This window comes from Streptomyces sp. NPDC091376 (assembly GCF_044757085.1).
Classification (GTDB): domain Bacteria; phylum Actinomycetota; class Actinomycetes; order Streptomycetales; family Streptomycetaceae; genus Streptomyces; species Streptomyces pratisoli.
Genome location: NZ_JBIVUF010000016.1, coordinates 69998 through 90271 on the forward strand (window position 1 = coordinate 69998; position 20274 = coordinate 90271).

21 protein-coding genes, 1 tRNA gene and 1 pseudogene are annotated in these 20274 nt (G+C 70.8%); 17 read left to right on the forward strand and 6 right to left on the reverse strand.

What is annotated here, in order from left to right:
* Positions 1 to 91: 91 nt before the first annotated feature.
* The gene (locus tag ACIQMR_RS29140; protein WP_401393416.1) at positions 92 to 1348 is read right to left on the reverse strand and encodes a sensor histidine kinase; all 1257 of its coding nucleotides are present in this window, start codon (positions 1346 to 1348) and stop codon (positions 92 to 94) included.
* Positions 1349 to 1537: 189 nt separating this feature from the next.
* Here ACIQMR_RS29140 and ACIQMR_RS29145 point away from each other — a divergent pair, with 189 nt between their 5' ends.
* From ACIQMR_RS29145 to ACIQMR_RS29205, 13 genes are all read left to right on the forward strand, one after another.
* Complete coding sequence (locus ACIQMR_RS29145; protein WP_401393419.1) at positions 1538 to 1939, forward strand: NADH-quinone oxidoreductase subunit A; 402 nt, start codon at positions 1538 to 1540, stop codon at positions 1937 to 1939.
* The gene (locus ACIQMR_RS29150; protein ID WP_401393422.1) at positions 1930 to 2691 is read left to right on the forward strand and encodes an NADH-quinone oxidoreductase subunit B; all 762 of its coding nucleotides are present in this window, start codon (positions 1930 to 1932) and stop codon (positions 2689 to 2691) included. Before ACIQMR_RS29145 ends, ACIQMR_RS29150 begins: the two co-directional genes overlap by 10 nt.
* Positions 2688 to 4115: an NADH-quinone oxidoreductase subunit C gene (locus tag ACIQMR_RS29155; RefSeq protein ID WP_401393425.1), complete on the forward strand. Its 1428-nt coding sequence runs from the start codon at positions 2688 to 2690 to the stop codon at positions 4113 to 4115. The genes ACIQMR_RS29150 and ACIQMR_RS29155 overlap by 4 nt, the downstream gene beginning before the upstream one ends.
* Entirely contained in the window at positions 4112 to 5080 is a 969-nt protein-coding gene (locus tag ACIQMR_RS29160) for a complex I subunit 1 family protein (RefSeq protein ID WP_266381439.1), read from the forward strand. The genes ACIQMR_RS29155 and ACIQMR_RS29160 overlap by 4 nt, the downstream gene beginning before the upstream one ends.
* The gene (locus ACIQMR_RS29165) at positions 5080 to 5670 is read left to right on the forward strand and encodes a NuoI/complex I 23 kDa subunit family protein (RefSeq protein WP_401393429.1); all 591 of its coding nucleotides are present in this window, start codon (positions 5080 to 5082) and stop codon (positions 5668 to 5670) included. The genes ACIQMR_RS29160 and ACIQMR_RS29165 overlap by 1 nt, the downstream gene beginning before the upstream one ends.
* On the forward strand, positions 5667 to 6269 hold the full coding sequence (locus ACIQMR_RS29170) for an NADH-quinone oxidoreductase subunit J (RefSeq protein ID WP_401393432.1): 603 nt from the start codon (positions 5667 to 5669) through the stop codon (positions 6267 to 6269). Before ACIQMR_RS29165 ends, ACIQMR_RS29170 begins: the two co-directional genes overlap by 4 nt.
* Positions 6269 to 6628 (forward strand): NADH-quinone oxidoreductase subunit NuoK, encoded by a 360-nt coding sequence (nuoK, locus tag ACIQMR_RS29175; protein WP_401393434.1) that lies wholly within the window; start codon positions 6269 to 6271, stop codon positions 6626 to 6628. Before ACIQMR_RS29170 ends, nuoK begins: the two co-directional genes overlap by 1 nt.
* Positions 6625 to 8613: an NADH-quinone oxidoreductase subunit L gene (locus ACIQMR_RS29180; RefSeq protein WP_401393437.1), complete on the forward strand. Its 1989-nt coding sequence runs from the start codon at positions 6625 to 6627 to the stop codon at positions 8611 to 8613. The genes nuoK and ACIQMR_RS29180 overlap by 4 nt, the downstream gene beginning before the upstream one ends.
* Before the next feature lie 27 nt (positions 8614 to 8640).
* Positions 8641 to 10242 (forward strand): NADH-quinone oxidoreductase subunit M, encoded by a 1602-nt coding sequence (locus tag ACIQMR_RS29185; protein WP_401393671.1) that lies wholly within the window; start codon positions 8641 to 8643, stop codon positions 10240 to 10242.
* Complete coding sequence (locus tag ACIQMR_RS29190; RefSeq protein ID WP_401393440.1) at positions 10239 to 11774, forward strand: NADH-quinone oxidoreductase subunit N; 1536 nt, start codon at positions 10239 to 10241, stop codon at positions 11772 to 11774. Before ACIQMR_RS29185 ends, ACIQMR_RS29190 begins: the two co-directional genes overlap by 4 nt.
* A gap of 152 nt (positions 11775 to 11926) precedes the next feature.
* Entirely contained in the window at positions 11927 to 12385 is a 459-nt protein-coding gene (locus ACIQMR_RS29195) for an MscL family protein (protein WP_401393441.1), read from the forward strand.
* A gap of 155 nt (positions 12386 to 12540) precedes the next feature.
* Entirely contained in the window at positions 12541 to 13404 is an 864-nt protein-coding gene (gene htpX / locus ACIQMR_RS29200; protein ID WP_401393444.1) for a zinc metalloprotease HtpX, read from the forward strand.
* Positions 13401 to 13796 carry a YccF domain-containing protein gene (locus ACIQMR_RS29205; protein WP_401393447.1) on the forward strand — a complete coding sequence of 132 codons (396 nt, stop codon included), beginning with the start codon at positions 13401 to 13403 and terminating at the stop codon, positions 13794 to 13796. The genes htpX and ACIQMR_RS29205 overlap by 4 nt, the downstream gene beginning before the upstream one ends.
* A 106-nt stretch (positions 13797 to 13902) precedes the next feature.
* On the opposite strand, the gene ACIQMR_RS29210 is transcribed toward ACIQMR_RS29205, so the two are convergent.
* The gene (locus ACIQMR_RS29210) at positions 13903 to 15162 is read right to left on the reverse strand and encodes an APC family permease (RefSeq protein ID WP_401393450.1); all 1260 of its coding nucleotides are present in this window, start codon (positions 15160 to 15162) and stop codon (positions 13903 to 13905) included.
* Between the two features lie 106 nt (positions 15163 to 15268).
* On the opposite strand from ACIQMR_RS29210, the gene ACIQMR_RS29215 reads away from it, so the two are divergent.
* Positions 15269 to 15538: a GlsB/YeaQ/YmgE family stress response membrane protein gene (locus ACIQMR_RS29215; protein WP_266381467.1), complete on the forward strand. Its 270-nt coding sequence runs from the start codon at positions 15269 to 15271 to the stop codon at positions 15536 to 15538.
* Positions 15539 to 15547: 9 nt separating this feature from the next.
* On the opposite strand, the gene ACIQMR_RS29220 is transcribed toward ACIQMR_RS29215, so the two are convergent.
* The 3 genes from ACIQMR_RS29220 to ACIQMR_RS29230 form a co-directional block, all read right to left on the reverse strand.
* Positions 15548 to 16219, reverse strand: a complete 672-nt coding sequence (locus ACIQMR_RS29220) for an alpha-ketoglutarate-dependent dioxygenase AlkB family protein (RefSeq protein ID WP_401393453.1) — start codon at positions 16217 to 16219, stop codon at positions 15548 to 15550.
* On the reverse strand, positions 16216 to 16722 hold the full coding sequence (locus ACIQMR_RS29225; RefSeq protein WP_401393455.1) for a methylated-DNA--[protein]-cysteine S-methyltransferase: 507 nt from the start codon (positions 16720 to 16722) through the stop codon (positions 16216 to 16218). The genes ACIQMR_RS29220 and ACIQMR_RS29225 overlap by 4 nt, the downstream gene beginning before the upstream one ends.
* Positions 16723 to 16880: 158 nt before the next feature.
* Entirely contained in the window at positions 16881 to 17369 is a 489-nt protein-coding gene (locus ACIQMR_RS29230) for a YajQ family cyclic di-GMP-binding protein (protein ID WP_401393458.1), read from the reverse strand.
* Positions 17370 to 17561: 192 nt separating this feature from the next.
* Between ACIQMR_RS29230 and ACIQMR_RS29235 the strand changes: the two genes are divergently transcribed.
* Positions 17562 to 17643: transfer RNA gene (locus tag ACIQMR_RS29235), tRNA-Tyr, on the forward strand.
* 142 nt (positions 17644 to 17785) lie between these two features.
* Here the strand turns inward: ACIQMR_RS29235 and ACIQMR_RS29240 are convergent.
* Positions 17786 to 17977, reverse strand: coding sequence for a hypothetical protein (locus ACIQMR_RS29240; RefSeq protein WP_401393676.1), 192 nt, complete (start codon positions 17975 to 17977; stop codon positions 17786 to 17788).
* On the opposite strand from ACIQMR_RS29240, the pseudogene ACIQMR_RS29245 reads away from it, so the two are divergent.
* A pseudogene (locus tag ACIQMR_RS29245) lies at positions 17936 to 18498 on the forward strand (DinB family protein). The gene ACIQMR_RS29240 and the pseudogene ACIQMR_RS29245 sit on opposite strands and share 42 nt — an antisense overlap.
* A gap of 754 nt (positions 18499 to 19252) precedes the next feature.
* On the forward strand, positions 19253 to 19462 hold the full coding sequence (locus ACIQMR_RS29250) for a hypothetical protein (RefSeq protein WP_401393460.1): 210 nt from the start codon (positions 19253 to 19255) through the stop codon (positions 19460 to 19462).
* Positions 19463 to 20274 lie beyond the last annotated feature (812 nt).

Genomic DNA, 20274 nt, shown 5'->3' on the forward strand with positions numbered 1-20274 from the left:
GGTTCGCTTCCCGGGTGCACCGGTCGCATCTCGGGCACTTGAGGGACGGTGCGCCTGAGGGGCGCCCAGGGCTGAGCCGTGAGCGGGTTCCCTAACGGGTACGCGCGCCGGGAGCGGGCCGGGTGCCTGCCCTCGCCATGCCCGCCTTCGCCGCGCCCCGGTCCGGCTGGACCCGGTCGCGCCAGGGCAGCTCCGCCGTGACGACGGTGGGGCCGCCGGCCGGTGAGTCGACGACGAACAGCCCGTCGACGGCCCCGAGCCGCTCCGCGAGCCCGGCCATACCGGTGCCGCCGGTCGGAGCGGCGCCCCCATGGCCGTCGTCCCGTACCTGGACCAGGAGCCGGTCCTCGCGCCGCCACACCTCGACGGCCGCCGTCCGTGCCCCGCTGTGCTTGCTGACGTTCTGCAGCAGCTCGGAGACCGTGAAGTACGCGATGCCCTCGATCGCCTCTGCCGGACGGGCCGGCAGATCGACCGTGACCTGCACGGGCACGGTGCAGCGGGAGGCGACGGAGGAGAGCGCGGCGTCCAGGCCGCGGTCGGTGAGGACGGCCGGGTGGATGCCGCGTGCCAGGTCCCGCAGCTCCTGCAGGGCCAGCTTCACCTCGCCGTGCGCCTCGTCGACCATCGCCGCCGCGGCGTCGGGGTCCTCCAGCAGCTTCTCCTTGGCCAGCCCGAGCCCCATGGCGAGGGCGACGAGCCGGGCCTGGGCGCCGTCGTGGAGATCGCGTTCGATGCGCCGAAGGTCCGCGGCGGCCGTGTCCACGACCACGCCCCGGTCCGACTCCAGCTCGGCGATGCGCCGCTCCAGCTCGTCGGAAGGCGAGAGCAGCCCACGGACCATCGCCCGGTCGGCGTTGGCCATTGCGCGGACGACAAAGGGGAGCACCGGCCACAGCACGAACAGCCCCACCAGCGTCACCACGAAGGACACCACGGCCCAGGGCAGCCGGATGAACCCGTACAGGACCGTCCGCCAGCCCACCGGATCCTTCAGCCCGGTCCACAGGCGGCCGAACGTTCCGCCGTCGCGGCGGCGCGGCAGCGGGCTGGGCTCGTCCACGCGTACACCGAGCAGCGCCCGGGCCCGCGCCCGCTCCCACCGGCCGAGCCGCCGTGAGCCGGCCAGCCCGGCCGCGAGCAGCGGCAGACCGATCACCGTCACCGACAGCCCGGCACCGACCGCGACCATGACGACGGTGTACACGAACCCGAGCAGCGCGACGGGCAGACCGGAGAGGAGATGGGCGATCTCCTTCCAGGTGTGCCGGTCGTACGCGAACCGGGCGGGCGGCGGCCCGTCGTACCGGTCCGCGGAGCCGTCGGTCATGGTGCTGGTCGGGGTCATGAGGGACAGCCTGCACGCTCGTATCCACGCACGCCATGGGGTGCGTGGGTGGGGGCGGAGTGGGGATATCCCCACCTGCCGAGCGCCCGATCCGGACCGATGCATGACACAGCTGCTTACCGTCTCTTTAACAGGGCCTAGACTCCCGTGCGTACAGATCGAACGGGGCGCAGGGAGCGAGGGGCGGACGTGCGGAGACTTCCCGAACCGACCGTACTCGCGGCCGACTACTTCCAGAGCTACTCGGTCGTCGGACTGCTCGCGCTGGTCGGGGTGCTGTTCGTCGCGGTGGCGTTCGGCGCCGGGCGGCTGCTGCGTCCGGTCGTACCGACCCAGGAGAAGCTGCTCACCTACGAATGCGGCGTCGACCCGGTGGGCGAGGGCTGGGCCCACACCCAGGTCCGCTACTACGTCTACGCCTTCCTGTACGTGATCTTCGCCGTCGACTCGATCTTCCTTTTCCCGTGGGCCACGGTCTTCGCCGCGGCCGGATACGGCGCGACGACGCTCGTGGAGATGTTCATCTTCCTCGGCTTCCTGGCCGTCGGAATTCTCTACGCATGGAAGAAGGGCGTCCTCACATGGACGTGACCCCGCAGACCCCCGGCCCGGCGGAGGCCGGGGCGCAGACCGCTGCGGCCGGGCATGCCGCCGCCGGCGTGCAGGCCGACACGCATGGGCAGGCCAGCACCCATGGACAGGCCGCCACCGATGGGCAGGCCACACAGCCCGTGCTGCTTCCGGAGCCCAAGAGACTCGGCGCTCTCGCCCGGCTCGCGCCCGAGCCGATGAAGGTGGTCCTGAACTGGGGCCGCCGCTACAGCCTGTGGGTCTTCAACTTCGGGCTCGCCTGCTGCGCGATCGAGTTCATCGCCGCGTCGATGGCCCGGCACGACTTCATCCGGCTCGGCGTGATCCCGTTCGCGCCAGGGCCGCGCCAGGCGGACCTGATGGTCGTGTCCGGCACGGTCACGGACAAGATGGCGCCCGCGGTGAAGCGGCTGTACGAGCAGATGCCCGAGCCGAAGTACGTCATCTCCTTCGGCGCCTGCTCGAACTGCGGCGGGCCCTACTGGGACTCCTACTCGGTGACGAAGGGCGTCGACCAGATCATCCCCGTCGACGTGTACGTCCCGGGCTGCCCGCCGCGGCCCGAGGCACTGCTGCAGGGCATCCTCAAGCTTCAGGAGAAGATCGCACGCGAGTCGCTGAGCGAGCGCTACGGGTCCGCCCCGGCGCGCAGCTCCGTCGGCGAACTCCGCAGCGGGCTGGTGACCCCGCCTCCGGCACCGGAGCCGCCGGCGGCGTCCGGGCCGGGAGCCTCGTCAGGAGCCGCGTCATGAGCGCCTTCGACATGGACGTCGCCGAGCGGTTCGGGCCCGACGCCACGGCCGAGACGGCGTACGACCTGCTGACGATGGACGTCCCCGCGGCCTCCTGGACCGACGCGCTGCGCATCGCCCGCGACGAACTCGGCTGCGCGTATTTCGACTGGCTCAGCGCCGTCGACGAGCCGGGCACGGGCTTCCGCGTCTGCGCACACGTCGTCGCGCTGGACACCGGCCCGCAGGGGCACGGCGTCCGTCGGCTGCTGCTGCGCACCACCGTCGCGCACGACGCCCCCGTGCTCGCGTCCGCCGTGGCGATCTACGCCGGGGCGGGCTGGCACGAGCGCGAGACGTACGAGATGTTCGGCGTGGACTTCACCGGCCACCCGCACCTGGTCCCGCTGCTCCTGCCGGAGGGCTTCGAGGGGCACCCGCTGCGCAAGGACTTCGTGCTCGCGGCCCGGGTCGCGAAGGCCTGGCCGGGCGCGAAGGAGCCGGGGGAGTCCGATCACGGTGGGCCCAAGCGGCGGCAGATGCTGCCGCCGGGCGTTCCCGACCCCAACGAGTGGGGCCCCCTCAAGGGCCAGCTTCCCCCGGCCCCGGCGCGCCCCGCCCGTGCCCCCCGCGCCGCCGGCGACCGCCCTGCGCGCCGTACCCGCAGCGTGTCCGAGGGTTCGGCGAGCCAGGCAGCCCCGGCAGGTCCGGCAGCCCCGGCAGGTCCGGCCGGGACGCCGCAGTCCGCTGCCGCCGATGTCCCGGCGGGCAGTTCCCGTACGGCGCCGGAGGCCACGGCGCGCCGCTCCCGCAGCGTCTCCGAAGGCTCGGCAAGCCAGCGCCCGCAGGCCCCGGAACCGAAGCCCGCCGACGCCCCGGAACCGAAGCCCGCCGACGCCCCGCCGTCCCGCCCCCGCAGCGCCGACGCCCCGTGGCACCACGCCCGCCCGGCCTTCGACACCCCTGAGCCCGGGACGGAGCCCAAGTCCGGGACCGAACCCGAGGCCAGGGCTGGGGCTGAGCCGGCACCCGAGCCCGACCCCGCGACGGCATCAGGGCCCGGTGCCGTGACCGACGCGAAGGCCGCGCCCGGCACAGCGCCGGAGCCGGAGGCAGCCCAGCCTGAAGGGACCCCGGAAGCGGCCCCTGCGGCGGGTACGCAGCACAAGGCCGAGCCCGAGCCGGACGCCGAGGCCGCGCCTGAGACCGCGGCCGAGCCCGAGCCCGAGCCCGCGAGCGTGCCGGAGCCGGGCGCCGCTCCCGCCGCCGGGAGCGGGCCCGAGCCGGAGCCCGAGGGATCGGGGACGGAGTCCCGCGCCGGCAGGGAGTCCGCCACCCGCGCCGGCGACGCCGAGAACCCATCCACCACCCCCGGGCCGGACGCCGGGTCCGACGAAGGACGCGGCGGGCGGCCGGACGACGCCACAGGAGGCGACCCCGCGTGAACGACGCACTCGACGTCGCGCTGCGGCTCCTCGCCGTGTTCGCCGTGTTCCTCGTCCTGCCCCTCGTCATCGGGCAGACCGAGCACAAGGTGATGGCCCATATGCAGGGCCGCCTCGGCCCCATGTACGCCGGCGGCTTCCACGGCTGGGCCCAGCTCGTCGCCGACGGCGTGAAGTTCGCGCAGAAGGAGGACGTGGTCCCGGCCAACGCCGACCGCCGTATCTTCCAGCTCGCCCCCGCCGTCGCGCTGCTGCCGTATCTCCTCGTGCTGGTCGCGATCCCCATCGGCCCGAGCGAGGGCGCGGTCGGGATCGTCGTGGACGCCGGCATCTTCTTCGTGCTCGCGGTCATGGGTGTCGGCGTGCTCGGCTCGCTGATGGCGGGCTGGGCCTCGGCCAACAAGTTCTCCCTCCTCGGCGGTCTGCGTACCGCCGCCCAGCTGCTCGCGTACGAGCTGCCGATGCTGCTCGCCGCCGCGTCCGTCGCGATGGCGGCCGGCACGGTCTCACTCCCCGGCATCCTGAACGCCTTCGAGTGGTGGTGGCTGCCCTGGCAGATCGTGGGCGCGATCGTCTTCTTCGTCGCCGGTCTCGCCGAACTGCAGCGTCCGCCGTTCGACATGCCGGTGGCCGACTCCGAGATCATCTTCGGTGCGTACACCGAGTACACGGGGCTGCGCTTCGCGCTCTTCCTGCTCGCCGAGTACGCGGGCATCGTCGTCCTCTGCGGTCTGACCACCGTCCTCTTCCTCGGCGGCTGGCACGGTCCGTTCGGCGCCGACGGTCTCGGCTGGGTCTGGACCCTGCTCAAGACCGGCGTGCTCGCCTTCATCGTGATCTGGCTCCGCGTGACCTATCCGCGGCTGCGCGAGGACCAGCTGCAGCGGCTCGCCTGGACGACGCTCGTTCCGCTCGCCCTCGCCCAGATCGCCCTCACCGGCGTCGTCAAGGTGGTGATGCAGTAATGCCTCCGATTCCCGGATCAGGCCTGGCCAAGGGTCTCGCCGTCACCCTGCGGACGATGACGAGGCGCTCGCACACCGCGCAGTACCCGGACACCCAGCCCGAACTGCCGCCCCGTACGCGCGGCGTGATCGGTCTGTTCGAGGAGAACTGCACGGTCTGCATGCTCTGCGCCCGCGAGTGCCCCGACTGGTGCATCTACATCGACTCCCACAAGGAGACGGTCCCGGCCGCGGTGCCCGGCGGACGTGAGCGCAGCCGTAACGTCCTCGACCGGTTCGCCATCGACTTCTCGCTCTGCATGTACTGCGGTATCTGCATCGAGGTGTGTCCTTTCGACGCGCTGTTCTGGTCTCCGGAGTTCGAGTACGCGGAGACGGACATCCGTGAGCTGACCCATGAGCGGGACAAGCTCCGGGAGTGGATGTGGACGGTCCCGGCGCCGCCCGCGCTCGACCCGGCCGCGGAGGAGCCGAAGGAGATCGCCGCGGCCCGCAAGACCGCGGAGAAGCTCGCCGCCGCCCAGGCAGCCGGGGCCGGCCCGGACTCCGCGGACCCGGCCGCACCGCCCGTCGAGGGAGGCCAGGCATGACGCTCGCCGCCCACGCCGTCGCCCTGACCGCGTCCGCCCAGAGCGCCGTCGCCCAGACCGGCAACGGTTTCCTGTCCCCGACCGGCGTCGAGATCGCGTTCCTCCTCGTCGGCATCGCCACCCTCGCCGCGGCCGTCGTCACGGTCACGACCAGACAGCTCGTGCACGCCGCCCTCTGGCTGGTCGTCGCGCTCGGCGGCCTCGCCGTCGAGTACCTCCTGCTCACCGCCGAGTTCATCGCCTGGGTGCAGGTGCTGATCTATGTCGGTTCCGTCGTCGTCCTCCTCCTCTTCGGGCTGATGCTCACCAAGGCCCCCATCGGCCGCTCCCCGGACGCCGACTCGGGCAACCGCCCGGCCGCCCTCGTCGTGGCCGTGGCCGCCGCGGCCGCCCTGGTCTGGGTGGTCGTCGACGCGTTCCGTACCACCTGGATCGACCTGGACGGTCCGGTGCAGGGCTCCACCCGGGTCTCCGGCGAGACGCTGTTCCGGCACTGGGTGCTGCCGTTCGAAGCGCTCTCGGTCCTGCTCCTCGCCGCACTGGTCGGCGCGATCGTCCTGTCCCGCAAGAACTCCCAGGACCAGGAGGGGCAGAGCTGATGCATCTCGCCTATCCCGCGGTGCTCTCCGTCCTGCTCTTCTGCACCGGGCTGTACGGAGTGCTCGCCCGCCGCAACGCGATCCTGGTCCTGATGTCCGTCGAGCTCATGCTCAACGCGGTCAACCTCAACCTCGTCGCGTTCGACGTCTGGCTCCGCGACACCCTCCACACCGGCCAGGCGCTGACCCTGTTCACCATCGCCATCGCCGCGGCGGAGATCGGCATCGGCCTGTCGATCGTGCTGATGGTGTACCGCAATCGCGGCACCTCGGACATCGACAAGCTCCGCGACACCGCCGAGGGCCATGAACCGGCCGAGGCCGCCGCCCCGGCAGAGAAGGCTGAGGCCACCGCGTGACCACGACGACCCTCGCCGTTCTCGTCCCTCTCCTTCCCTTCCTCGGCGCCGTCGCCGGCCTGCTCCTCGGCCGCAACGCACCCGGTTTCGTCCGCCCCCTGGCCGTTCTGCCGACGCTCGCCGCGACCGCGCTCGCGGTCCTCGTCGCCGTACGCCAGGGCGGTGGCACGCCGATCACCGCCGCCACGCAGCTCACCCCCACCGGCTCGGTCCCCATCGACCTCGCCCTCTACCTCGACGGATTCGCCGTCCTGGTCGCCGTCCTGGTCGGCGTCGTCGCGTCCTGCGTGCAGATCTACTCGACCGCGTATCTGCGCGACGACCCCCGCTACCCCTCCTACGCGGCCCTCGTCTCCCTCTTCACCTCCGCGATGCTGCTCGTCGTCTACTCCGGCGACCTGATGGTGCTGCTGGTCGGCTGGGAGATCATGGGCATCTGCTCCTACTTCCTGGTCGGCCACTACTGGGAGACGCCCGAAGCGCGGGCCGCCTCCCTGAAGGCGTTCCTGGTCACCAAGCTCGGCGACATCCCCTTCCTCTTCGGTCTGTTCGCGCTCGCCGTGGACGCCGGGACGTTCCGCATCACCGGCGTCCTCGGCGCCGTCGCGGCAGGCGGCATCGAGCACCCGACCCTGGTGGCGTTGCTGCTGCTCGCCGGTGTGGCGGGCAAATCCGCCCAGTTCCCGCTGCACACCTGGCTTCCCGACGCCATGGCCGGCCCCACCCCGGTCTCCGCGCTGATTCACGCCGCGACGATGGTCGCCGCCGGTATCTACTTCATCGCCCGGCTCCTCCCGGTCTTCGCCGCCTCCGCGGCCGCGCTGGTCGTGCTCGCCGTGATGGCCGCGATCACGATGGTCGGCTCGGCCCTCGCCGCCCTCGCCCAGGACGACATCAAACGGGTCCTCGCCTACTCGACCATCGGCCAGCTCGGCTACATGTCGGGCGCCCTCGCCGTGGGCGACCGTGGCGCCGCCGTCTTCCACCTCCTCTCGCACGGCGCGTTCAAGGCACTGCTCTTCCTCGCCGCCGGCGTGATCATCCACGCGGCCGGCACCAACTCGCTGGCCGCCATGTCCCGGATGAGCGGCCTGACCAGGCGGATCCCCGACGCGTACTGGACGATGACCGTCGCCCTGCTCGCGCTCGCCGCCATTCCTCCCTTCGCCGGCTTCTTCTCCAAGGAAGCCGTCCTCGTGGCCGCCGAGCACTCCGCGCTCGGCGAGTCCGAGATCGCCCCCGCCGCGGCGGGCTGGGCCGTCCTGATCGCCGGTCTGCTCACCGCCCTGCTCACGGCGGCGTACGCCACCCGGCTGTGGCTGCTCGCGTTCCGCGGCCGAGGTGCCGAGGCGCCCGATCACGGCAGGCAGCCCCTCGCCATGAGCGCCGTGCTGTGGGTGCTCGTCGTTCCGTCGCTCGGCTTCGGCCTGACCGCGGCCTACCTCGACGACTGGTTCGACGGACGGCCCCTGGAGCCGACGCTCACCACCGCCGTACTGGGCACGGGTGTCGCCCTCGTCGGCGGACTGGTCACCTACGCCACCTGGCGGCACACCACGGCCCTCGCCGCCCGGGCCCGGGCCGGCGCGCCCGTCGCCGAGCCCCAGCTCGTCGCCCACCCGGACGCCGAACCCGCACTCGTCGAGGCGGAGGCCCTGCACATGCCGCATCCCGTGGCCGACCCCGCCGACCCCGGTCGCCTGCTGCTCGGCCCGCTGCACCGCCCCGCGGCCGCCGGCTTCCACCTCGACGCCGTCTACCACGCCCTGTTCGTCCGCCCCGTCCTGGCCGCTGCCGAACTGGTCCGATTCCTCGACCGCGAGGTCGTGGACACCTACGTACGCGGTGCGGGCACCGGCACCAACTGGCTGGGATGGCTCGTCCGCCGCGCCCAGACCGGCAATGTGCAGACCTACCTCAGCGCGCTGCTGGCCGGCTCCGTCGTCCTGGCGATCGCCGCCGTACTCGTCGCCGCAGGAGCGTGAGTCGTGATCGATATCAGCGAATCCGTGATGCAGGTCCTTCTGGCGTTCATCGTCGTCGGTCCGCTCATCGGCGCCGTGGCGGCCCTCCTTCCGGCCCCGCCCGGACTGAAGGGGAAGTCCCCGGACCAGGCCGTGCTCCGCCACGGTGTGACCGTCACCGGCGTGATCCTCGCCGCCGCGATCGTCCTCGCGCTCGGCTTCGACCACGACCAGCCGGCGAAGATGCAGGCCACGACGGACATCAGCTGGATCCCGGCGCTGGACGTGCGGATCCACCTCGGCACCGACGGCATTTCCCTCCCCCTTCTGGTCCTGACCGCGCTGCTGACCTTCCTCTGCGCGCTCTACAGCTACTTCAAGATGCCGTCGGGCCCGTCCCCGAAGGCCTTCGTCGCACTGATCCTCCTGCTCGAGTCCGGCACCCTCGCCACCTTCGCCGTCCTCGATCTGCTGCTGTTCTTCCTCGCCTTCGAGATGGTCCTCATCCCGATGTACTTCCTCATCGCCCGCTGGGGTGGTGAGGGCCGCCACCCGGCGGCCTGGAAGTTCATCCTCTTCACTCTGCTCGGTTCGGTCGTCATGCTGCTCGGCCTGCTCCTCGTCGGAGTGAAGGCCGGCACGTTCGACATGGTGGCACTCGCCACTGACAACGGCCGGGGCCTGAGTACATCCGTGCAGGTCATCGCCGTTCTCGCGATCGGGATCGGCCTCGCGGTGAAGACGCCGATGTGGCCGCTGCACAGCTGGCTCCCGGACGCCCACACCGCCGCCCCGACCGTCGGCTCGGTCCTTCTCGCGGGTGTACTGCTGAAGATGGGTACGTACGGATTCGTCCGGATCGTTCTGCCGATCGCGCCCGACGGGATGCAGGTCTTCGCCCCGTACCTCGCGGCCTTCGCCGTCGCGGGCATCATCTACGGATCGCTCGCCTGCCTCGCCCTGTCCCGCCCGTCGTCCGAACACCGCCCCTCGGCGAGCCTCTTCGAACCGCTCCCGACCGGCCCGAAGGGCGACCTCAAGCGGCTGATCGCGTACTCCTCCGTCGGCCACATGGGCTTCGTACTCCTCGGCATCGCGACCATGACCCCGACCGGCGTCAACGGCGCGCTCTTCGCCAACATCGCCCACGGCCTCATCACCGGCCTGCTGTTCTTCCTCGTCGGAGCCATCAAGGACCGCTACGGCACCGCCGACCTCGACACGCTGGCCGGCGCCACCGGCGCCGCGCTCTACGGCCGGGCGCCCCGCCTCGGCGGACTGCTCGCCTTCGCCGCCGTCGCCTCGCTCGGCCTGCCCGGCCTCGCCGGATTCTGGGGGGAAATGCTGGCTCTGTTCGGCGCGTTCGACCCCGCCGACGGTCTCAGCCGGCCCGCATTCCTCACCTTCATGGCGATCGGCGGTCTCGGCACGCTCCTGACCGCCGCCTATCTCCTCATCATCGTCCGCCGCGTCTGCATGGGCGCCGCACGGCCCGCCGGCGAGGCGCAGCTCGCCGACGTCCAGGGCTACGAGTTCGCCGCCTGGACGCCGCTCGTCGTCCTCACCGTCCTCGCCGGACTCTGGCCCGCGGTCCTCCTCGGCCTCACCGACCCGGCCGTGCAGAAGCTCCTCGCGGGAGGAAAGGCATGACCCCGGCCGCCACGCACGCGCTGTCCGCGCCCGTCGTCCAGTCCGTCGACTGGCTCGCGATCGCCCCGCCGACCATCGCCGCGGTGGCCGCCCTGCTCATCCTGGTCGCCGACCTCTTCGTCGCCGAGCGGAACAAGAAGTTCCTGGGTTACGCGGCCATCGCCGGCCTCGTCGCCGCGGTGATCCCGCTCGTCCCGCTGCGCAAGGGCGACCGCTCCACCTTCTGCCTCACCACGGCCCCGGACGCCTGCAGTTACACGGCGGACCACTTCGCGCTGGTCATCCAACTCCTCGTGCTGGGCGGCGCGCTCCTGACCGCGCTCCTGTCCGTCACCGAGACCAAGGACCGGCTCCCCGCGGGCGAGTACTGGTTCCTGCTGCTGTCCTCGGCCGCCGGAGCCGCCCTGCTGCCCGCCTCGCGCGACCTCGCCACCCTCGTCGTCGCCCTCGAAGTGGCCTCCCTCCCGGCGTTCGCCCTGGTCGGCCTGCGTCGCGGCGACCGGCTCTCCAGCGAGGCCGCGCTCAAGTTCTTCCTCTCCTCGGTCACCGCCACCGCCGTGATGCTCCTCGGCGTCAGCTTCGTGTACGCGTCGACCGGCACCCTGCACCTCACGCAGATCGCGGCCCGCATGGACGCCGTTCCCGGGCAGCTGGAGACCCTCGCCCAGGCGGGAGTCGCCCTCACCCTCGTCGGTTTCGCCTTCAAGACGGCCGCGGTGCCCTTCCACTTCTGGGTGCCCGACACCTACGTGGGCGCGCCGCTGCCCGTCGCCGCCTACCTCTCCGTCGTCGGCAAGGCGGTCGGCTTCTCCGGGCTGGTCCTGGTGACGGTCATCGCCTTCCCCGCCTACGCGGACGTATGGGGGCCCGTCATGGTCGTACTCGCCGGTCTCACCATGACCGCGGGCAATGTCGCGGCCCTGCGCCAGTCGGCCACACGTGCGAACAGCGCGGTACGGCTCCTCGCCTGGTCCTCGGTGGCGCAGGCCGGCTACATCCTGGTGCCGATCGCGGCGGCCGCGTACTCCAGCGACGACCAGATCGGCTCCACCGTCGCCTACGCCCTCATGTACGCCGTCGTGAACCTCGGTGCCTTCGCCGTCGTCGCCCTGGTCGCGCGCACGAAGCCGCTGAACCGGATCGCGGACTACCGGGGCCTGTACGCGACCCGCCCCGTGACCGCCCTGCTGATGGGCTTCTTCCTGCTCTGCCTGGCCGGACTGCCGCCCGGCATCATCGGGCTCTTCGCGAAGGTCACGGTGTTCTCTGCCGCGGTCGACGCGGGTCTCGGCTGGCTCGCGGTCGTCATGGCCGTCAACGTCGTGATCGCGCTCTACTACTACCTGCAGTGGACCGCCCTGCTCTTCAGGGCGCCCGAGGAGGCACCCGCGGGCGCACCGGAAACCGCCCCGGAGCGGCACCGGGCACCCACGCCTGTCACGGTTGCGATCGCCCTGACCGGCGCCGCGGCCGTCCTGCTGTCCGGCTGGCCCCAGTTGGTGCTGAGATTCGCCGCGGTGAGCCTCTTCTGACGTCTTCTGCCGCGGCGGCTCTTCTGATGCGCCGGATCTTCTGATGCGACAGCCGCCCACAAGGCTCTGACCTGGCGGTTCGACAAGCCGTGCCCCTACGGGGCACGGTGTTCCGCGCATCTGCACATCAGAAAAACTGAGGAGATCCAGCCGTGCTGAGCGGGTTCAAGGACTTCATTCTCCGCGGAAACGTGATCACGATGGCGATCGGTCTCGCCGTCGGCTCCGCCTTCACCGCGGTCGTCACGGGATTCAGCAACGCCTTCATCACCCCGCTCATCGGCCTCGCCACCCGCGGCACCGGTGACTTCAGCAAGGCCACGTTCTCCGCGGAGGGCGTGAAGTTCCCCTACGGCCTCTTCATCAGTGCCGCGATCGCCTTCGTGATCACCGCGGGGGTGCTCTACTTCTGCGTCGTCGTCCCGATGATGAAGGTGCAGAACCGCTTCACCAAGGACGAGCCGGTCAGTGTCAAGGCGGCCGTCCGCGACTGCCCCCGCTGCTACACGGAGATCCCCGCGATCGCCAGCCGCTGCGCGCACTGCACCAGTGAGGTGGAGCCCCTTCCGGAGGCACTGGAGAAGGCCGGGCTGCTCCCGGCCCCGCGCTGATTCACCCGAACGGCCCAACGGTGCCGACGCCCCCGCCCGTGAGGGCGGGGGAACCCGCGGCTCCCGCCTGGCGTTGACCAGTACGGGAGGGTCCACTGGAGAGCGGACCACGACCAGCAGAGGGTTCCCCTGCCGCACCACCTGGAGGGCGTACCGTGCACCGCCGGCACAACGGACTGAGGACTGCCGTTCTCCTCGGGGGACTGTCAGCCCTCATCATCGTCATCGGCAGTCTGTTCGGCCGTATGGGCCTGATCATCGCCGGTCTCGTGGCCCTGGGGACGAATGCTTACGCGTACTGGAACAGCGACAAGCTGGCCCTGCGCGCCATGCGCGCCCGCCCCGTCAGCGAGTTCGAGGCACCTGCCCTCTACCGGATGGTCAGGGAGCTCTCCACCCAGGCGCGTCAGCCGATGCCCCGGCTGTACATCTCCCCGACCCAGGCGCCGAACGCGTTCGCCACGGGACGTAATCCGCGCAACGCGGCGGTCTGCTGCACCGAAGGGATCCTGCGGATCCTCGACGAGCGGGAGCTGCGCGGAGTCATCGGCCATGAGCTGAGCCACGTCTACAACCGGGACATCCTCATCTCGTCCGTGGCCGGCGCCCTCGCCTCGGTCATCATGTTCCTGGTCAACTTCGCCTGGCTGATCCCCATAGGCCGCTCGGACGACGATGACGGCCCCGGCATTCTCGGCATGCTCCTGATCATGATTCTGGGCCCGCTCGCGGCGTCCGTCATCCAGCTCGCCATCAGCCGCTCCCGGGAGTACGAGGCCGACGCGTCGGGAGCCAGGCTCACCGGAGACCCGCTCGCCCTCGCCAGTGCCCTGCGCAAGCTCGACGCGGGGACCAAGCAGCTGCCGCTGCCGCCCGAGCCGAAGATCGAGACGGCGAGCCACATGATGATCGCGAATCCCTTCCGCCCCGGCCAGGGCCTGTCCAAGATGTTCTCCACGCACCCACCGATGGCGGAGCGCATCGCCCGCCTCGAACAGATGGCAGGTCACCGTCCATGAAGACAATCCTGAACGTCATATGGCTCGTCCTGTGCGGTTTCTGGATGTTCCTCGGCTATCTGCTGGCCGGTGTGCTGCTGTGCATCACGATCATCGGCATCCCCTTCGGCCTGGCCGCGTTCCGCATCGGCGTCTACGCGCTCTGGCCGTTCGGCTACACGGTGGTGGACCGCAGGGACTCAGGTGCGCCGTCCTGCGTCGGCAACGTGCTGTGGCTGGTCCTGGCGGGCTGGTGGCTGGCCCTCGGCCATGTCGTCACGGGCATCGCCCTCTGCATCACGATCATCGGCATCCCGCTGGGCATCGCGAACTTCAAGCTGATCCCGGTCTCACTGCTGCCGCTGGGCAAGGAGATCGTGTCGACGGACCAGCCGTTCACGGCCCGGTACTGAGCGGCGGAGCGGCGGAGCGGCGTAGCGGTAGCGGCGCTGAGCGGTAGGAGGCGCCGGGCGGCCGGGCGGCCGGGCGGTACCGCCGGTGGCCGGCCGCGGCCGCCTGTCAGCCGTGGCCCTGACGGCCGCCGCGCTCCCGCGATCCCGCCCGCACCGCGTACGCCGCGGCCCCCACCGCCAGCACCGCGGCGCCCGCAAGGACCGAGGACAGCGGCAGGGCGAACGCCAGCACCAGGCAACCCGCGAGACCACACGCGGCCGGCACACGCCATCGGGAACTCAGCGTCCATGCCGAGGCGTTGGCAATTGCGTAGTACACGAGCACACCGAACGACGAGAAGCCGATCGCTCCCCGCACATCGACCGTCGCCGCCACGACGGCCACCACCAGCCCCACCGCGAGCTCCGCGTGGTGCGGGACCTGGAAGCGGGGATGGACGGCCGCGAGCGTGCGTGGGAGGTGGCCGTCCCGGGCCATCGCCAGCGTCGTCCGTGAGACACCGAGGATCAGCGCCAGCAGCGAGCCGAGCGCGGCCACCGCCGCCCCGACCCGCACCACAGGGGCCAGCCAGTCCGCGCCCGCCGCCCGGGCGGCATCCGCCAGCGGAGCCGTCGCCCGGCCCAGCTCTGCCACGCCCAGCACGGAAAGGACCGCCAACGCGACACATACGTACACGACCAGCGTGATCCCGAGTGCCATCGGAATCGCCCGCGGAATGGTCCGGGCCGGGTCCCGCACCTCCTCGCCGAGCGTGGCGATCCGCGCGTACCCGGCGAAGGCGAAGAACAGCAGCCCGGCCGCCTGAAGGACACCTCCCGCGCCGCCGCCGGGGCCCTCCGACCCGAGCCTGCCCAGATCCGCGGACGCCGACGTGAGAGAGGAGACCACCACCGCCGTGAGGACCGCCAGCACGACCGCCACGATCGCCCGGGTCAGCCACGCCGACTTCTGAACTCCCCCGTAGTTCACGGCGGTCAGCGCGACCACGGCGGCGACCGCCACGGCGTGCGCCTGCTCCGGCCACACGTACGCGCCGACGGTCAGCGCCATCGCCGCGCACGACGCGGTCTTGCCGACGACGAACGCCCAGCCCGCCAGATAACCCCAGAACGGGCCGAGCCTCTCCCGCCCGTAGACGTACGTCCCGCCCGACGCGGGGTACCGGGCCGCGAGCCGTGCCGACGCCATCGCGTTGCAGTACGCCACCACCGCGGCCAGCCCCAGCCCCAGAAGCAGCAGCCTCCCGGAACCGGCCGCCGCGGCCGCGGGGGCCAGCGCGACGAAGACCCCGGCGCCGACCATCGAACCCAGCCCGATGACGACCGCGTCGAACACGCCGAGCGACCGTCGCAGCTCCTGTGTCATGGACCGCACCCTACTGATCGCCGCAACCGCACTCGGTACGCACGTCGTCTGAGAGGACAACACCGCACGAGGAACGTGCACGAACAGAAGAAAGGCAGGTCATGGCATGGGCATCATCAGCTGGATCGTCCTGGGGCTGCTCGCCGGGATCGTCGCCAAGATCCTGCTGCCGGGGCGCGACCCGGGGGGCTTCATAGGCACCACCCTCATCGGCATCGCGGGCGCCTTCGTCGGCGGCTGGATATCGACCCGCTTCCTGGACCGGCCGATCGCCAAGGACTTCTACGACGGCGCCACATGGGTGTCCGCCATCGGCGGCGCGCTCGTGCTGCTGATCGCCTACCGGATCCTGTTCGGCCACTCGCGTTCCCGCTAGGTCCCGAGGTCAGCCGGGGAGCCCGGTCTCCCGCAGGGTGAGGTTCAGCCGGCCGGTCAGGCCCAGCGCAGGATCGGCCGTGCCCGGATACACCTTGGGCACCCCGTGGTACGCGAACCGGGACGCGCCGCCGAAGACGAACAGGTCCCCCGACCCCAACTCGACATCCGTCCAGGGCCGCCCGCGGCCCTCCGTGTTCCCGAAGCGGAAGACACAGGTGTCGCCGATGCTCAGCGACACCACCGGGGCGCCGGACCTCTCGTCCTTGTCCTGGTGCATGCCCATCTTCGCGTCGCCGTCATAGAAATTGACCAGCGCGGTGTCCGGCGCGTACGCCTCCGACGCGGCGCGGCCCGCCGCGTCGTCCCCGTACGCTCCGGCCAGCGCCTCGCGCCCCAACTCCACCAGCCAGTCCGGGAACCCGGCGACCCTCGCGCCGTTCACGTCATCGGCCGTACGCGTATACCGATACGGCTGCCAGTGCCAGCCCACGCACACCGTCTGCACGGACATCACCCCACCGCGCGGCAGCCTGGTGCGGCGCAGCGGCACGGGCCCGCGGGCCCAATCCCGGCACGCCTCGACCAGTTCGCGCTGCCGGGCCGCCGGCAACCACCCGGGGACGTGCACCGCCCCGGGTGCCACCACGGCCCGCTCGCGCGGGAACAGCCCGGACGTCACGACACCAGCGCGCCTTCCAGCCCGAGGAGCCGCTCCTTGCGCTCCACCCCGCCCGCGTAGCCGCGCAGCGCGCCATCGGCGCCGATCACCCGGTGGCACGGCCGTACGACCAGCAGCGGATTGCGCCCGATCGCGGTCCCCACGGCCCGCACACCTGCACCCGCGGCCCCGACCCGCTCGGCGATCTGGCCGTAGGTCGCCGTCTGCCCGTACGGAATCTCCTCCACCGCCCGCCAGACGCGACGCTGGAAGTCCGTGCCGGCACCCGGCGCGTACTCGATCGCGAAGTGCGTCAGCTCCCCCGCGAAGTACCCCCGCAGCTGCCCGGCGATCTCCTCGAATGCCCCCGGGTCGCACCGCCAGTCGTCCTGGATCTCGGCCGCGCCCTTCTGGCCGGGCAGAGACAGCGAGACGAGCGCGGTACCACCCACGGCGCTCGCGGACACCTCGCCGACCAGCAGCAGCTCACCGAGCGGGCTGTCGACCGTCGCGTACACCGTCATGGCTCTTTCCTCTCCTCGTACGGCCTTGCACCAACGAGTCTGGGCCGCGCACCCGGCGCTGGCTGGCGGTATTCGGACATCGCGGCCGGAACGCGAGGCGGGGGCGGAGCGACCGCACCGCACCACCCCCGAAGGCCCGGATCCGCCGGTCGGGCAACTCAGCGGTAGTTCACGAACTGCAGGGCGAAGTCGAAGTCCTTGCCCTTCAGCAGCGAGATGACGGCCTGCAGGTCGTCACGGCTCTTCGAGCTGACGCGCAGCTCGTCGCCCTGGACCTGTGCCTTGACGCCCTTCGGGCCCTCGTCACGGATGGCCTTGGCGACCTTCTTGGCGTTCTCCTGGGAGATGCCCTCCTCGATCGAGGCGAAGATCTTGTACTCCTTGCCGGAGAGCTGCGGCTCACCCGCGTCCAGGGACTTCAGCGAGATACCACGCTTGATCAGCTTGGACTGGAAGATGTCGAGAATCGCCTTGACCCGCTCCTCACCGCTCGCCTGCATAAGGATCTTGTCGCCGGACCACTCGATGGTCGCGCCGGTGCCCTTGAAGTCGTAGCGCTGCGAGATCTCCTTGGCGGCCTGGTTGAGGGCGTTGTCGACCTCCTGCCGCTCGACCTTCGAGACGATGTCGAAACTGGAGTCGGCCATGTGCTGTGGCTCCTTGTATCGGGGGCGTAGACGTACGGCCGGGCAACCCGGACCGCCACCGCAAAGCCTAGCCACCCGCACCCGCCCGAGCCCTGATCAATCCGGTGGCGGAGCACCCCCACGGATCAGGTATCGTTTACGTCGTTGCCACGGAGCACCGCCGAACAGCGGACCTCCAGTGCGACATCCCATGGCGGTGTGCCCGAGTGGCCAATGGGAGCGGACTGTAAATCCGTCGGCTTAGCCTACCCAGGTTCGAATCCTGGCGCCGCCACGCGATGAGAACGGCCCCTGATCTGCGGAAACGCGGATCAGGGGCCGTTCTGCTGCGTCTGCGCTCAGGGCATGGCCGTCTCGACCTGTCTCACTGAATCCTGCTCTCTACCAGCGTCTCTGGACGACACGTGGACGAGATCTCAGGGCGCCCGGCCGACGGCAAGCTCGCGGACGGACAGCTCCTTGTCCGGGTCGCGCATCTCCCGCTGCGGTACGTGCCCGCGGCCCACGGCCGGCGACGGTGTCTGCGAGGCCCGCAGCCAGGACTCCGTGGTCTGCAGGGTGCGCAAATGACCAGAAGCGAGCGGCTCGCGGAGCAGTTGGACCGGCACTGGCGAAAGAACCTGCGGCCGCGGCTGGACGGTCTTGCCGATGACGAGTACTTCTGGGAGCCGGTGCGCGGCTGCTGGAGCATCCGCCCACGTGGCAGGTCGGCCGCACCGATGTCCGCAGGTTCGGGGCAGTGGACGATGGACTTCGCGTCCCCTGACCCGGTGCCGGCGCCGGTGACCACGATTGCCTGGCGGCTGGCGCACATCATCGTCTCGTGCCTGGGCTATCGGGTCGGATGGCACTTCGGCGGCCAGGACGTCGACTCCCAGACGTTCGCCTACGCGGGGACCGCTGACGAGGCGCTGAAACAGCTCGATGAGATGTACGGGAGATGGAACGCGGGGTCCGCGAACTCTCGGACGCCGACCTGGAGAATCCGCCTGCGGTGGGTCCCGAGCGGATTCCCATGGAGGTCATCGTCCAGCACGTCAACAGGGAGCTGATCCATCACGGCGCCGCGATTTCCCTGCTGCGCGACCTCTACCGCTGGCAGGACGGAGCCGTACCGCGCCGAATATGACTTCTCGGTGATCGGTGATCGGTGATCGGTGATCGGTGATCGGTGATCGGTGATCGGGGGGTCAACGGCGGCGGGCAGGGGTTGTCATCGGGCGCCCTCCTTCTCGTGAGTTGCGGAGCCGGATAGCCCGGACAGCTCGGACACCTCCTGGTTGGCCTGTGTCCGGGTCTCGTGTCCGGGAAGTAGCGCGCGCTCGCGTCCTTGGTGAGCTGTCCGTCGGCGGCCATGGGGGAGCAAGTGCGGCGGATGGTGGCCACGTTGACCGGCGGCAGGGCTTCGGCGATGTCCTCGGGCTTGGCGCCGGGGTTGGCCCGGACGTGCCGGAGGATCGCGGCGCGGTTGTCGCCGATGGGGTGGTCCGATACCGGGCCGTCCAGCAAATGCCAAGCACCGGAGGCTTCCTGGAACTGGAGCGCGTACTCCGCTTCGTTCACATCGCGACCGGTGACGTGGAGAATGCCGTCGGCCTGCCCGCGGGCCCGCTTGGCCCGGCGTCCTTCCCTTGGCTCAACTCTTCGTCGGAAGCGCCGTTATGGCTCACATCCTGCCGGGCGGCATCGGGCGAGCATCGGCCCTCAAGCCGTCGTACGGCAGCTACCGGAAAGCAAGCCGCCCACGGCCTGTCCGACGGGTCGCGTCACCGACCCCGTACTCGACCTCACTGTCACGCGAACGGCGCAACAGGACGTGCCCACATGGGTGAAGATAAGCTGATTAGTGCCCCAACTGTGGCAATCCGTGAAAGGGGAACCAAATGCGCATTCGTCGACTCCTCGCCGCCGCCTTCGCCACGGCAGCCCTCGCCGGACTCGGCCTCACAGGCGCCGCCACCGCCGCCACCGCCGCCGCACAGGGCGCCCCGTCCGCCGTCAGCCCTTCTGAGTGCAGGCAGGGCGGCGGAACGGCTGATCTGGCGGACAACCTCTGCAAGGGCGGTACGTACGACGGGCAGCAGATCGACTGAACCCCGCAAGGCGCCCCGCAGCCACCCGCCGCGGGGCGCTCACGCGTGAGCGTAGCCAGGAGAGTCGCAGGGACTGTGCCAACCCGTCGGGCACGCCGGTCAGGGCAGTCGCGGTACTCAGAGAGCTGCCGACAGTGGGGGCGGCGGAGGCAATCGCTGCCGCAGGCGTGGGAGTTGTCGCTGGTCACACCCCGGACGGCCCAATCCTGGTCTGTCCGGGGTGTCCGGTCACAGGCGGCGTAACACCCGGGTGCTGCAGCCCATCAGGGAATCCATCGATTGCGGTGCATCTGCCCTCCGGAAGTCATCCAGGAAGAGAGGGCATCGTGTCGCCCGAGACATCGACCGCGCCGGCCAAGGGCCCCGCAGCTGCGGTTGAGAGGGAGAACGCACCGTCAGGTGATCTTGGCCGTGCTTCCGTCGGGGAGCGAGCACACAGTGCCGCCGTACGGGATGTTCTTAACCGTTCCGCCCTGCGCTGTGCATTCTTCGGCCGTGATGGCTGGGGACGCCGCTGCTTGGGCGGCGGAAGCTCCAATGGCGCTCATGCCGACGAGAGTTGCTGTGGCAAGAGTGAGGCCGATCAGTCGTCGTATGAACATGGATCACTCCACTCCGGCACCCCCGGTCCGGTCCCCACTTTAGGACGACCAGTTCCTGAAGCCAGGGGCGCCCTATTACCCAGCATGGGCGCCGACTGGCAGGCTCGCGAGTCCGATCCTGAGAACGGCCCGTGGCTTCGTGGGGCGGAGATCGGCAGCTGTCGTTTCGAAGGCCTGAGAGCACGATCTGGACGGCATGTGGACGGCCGC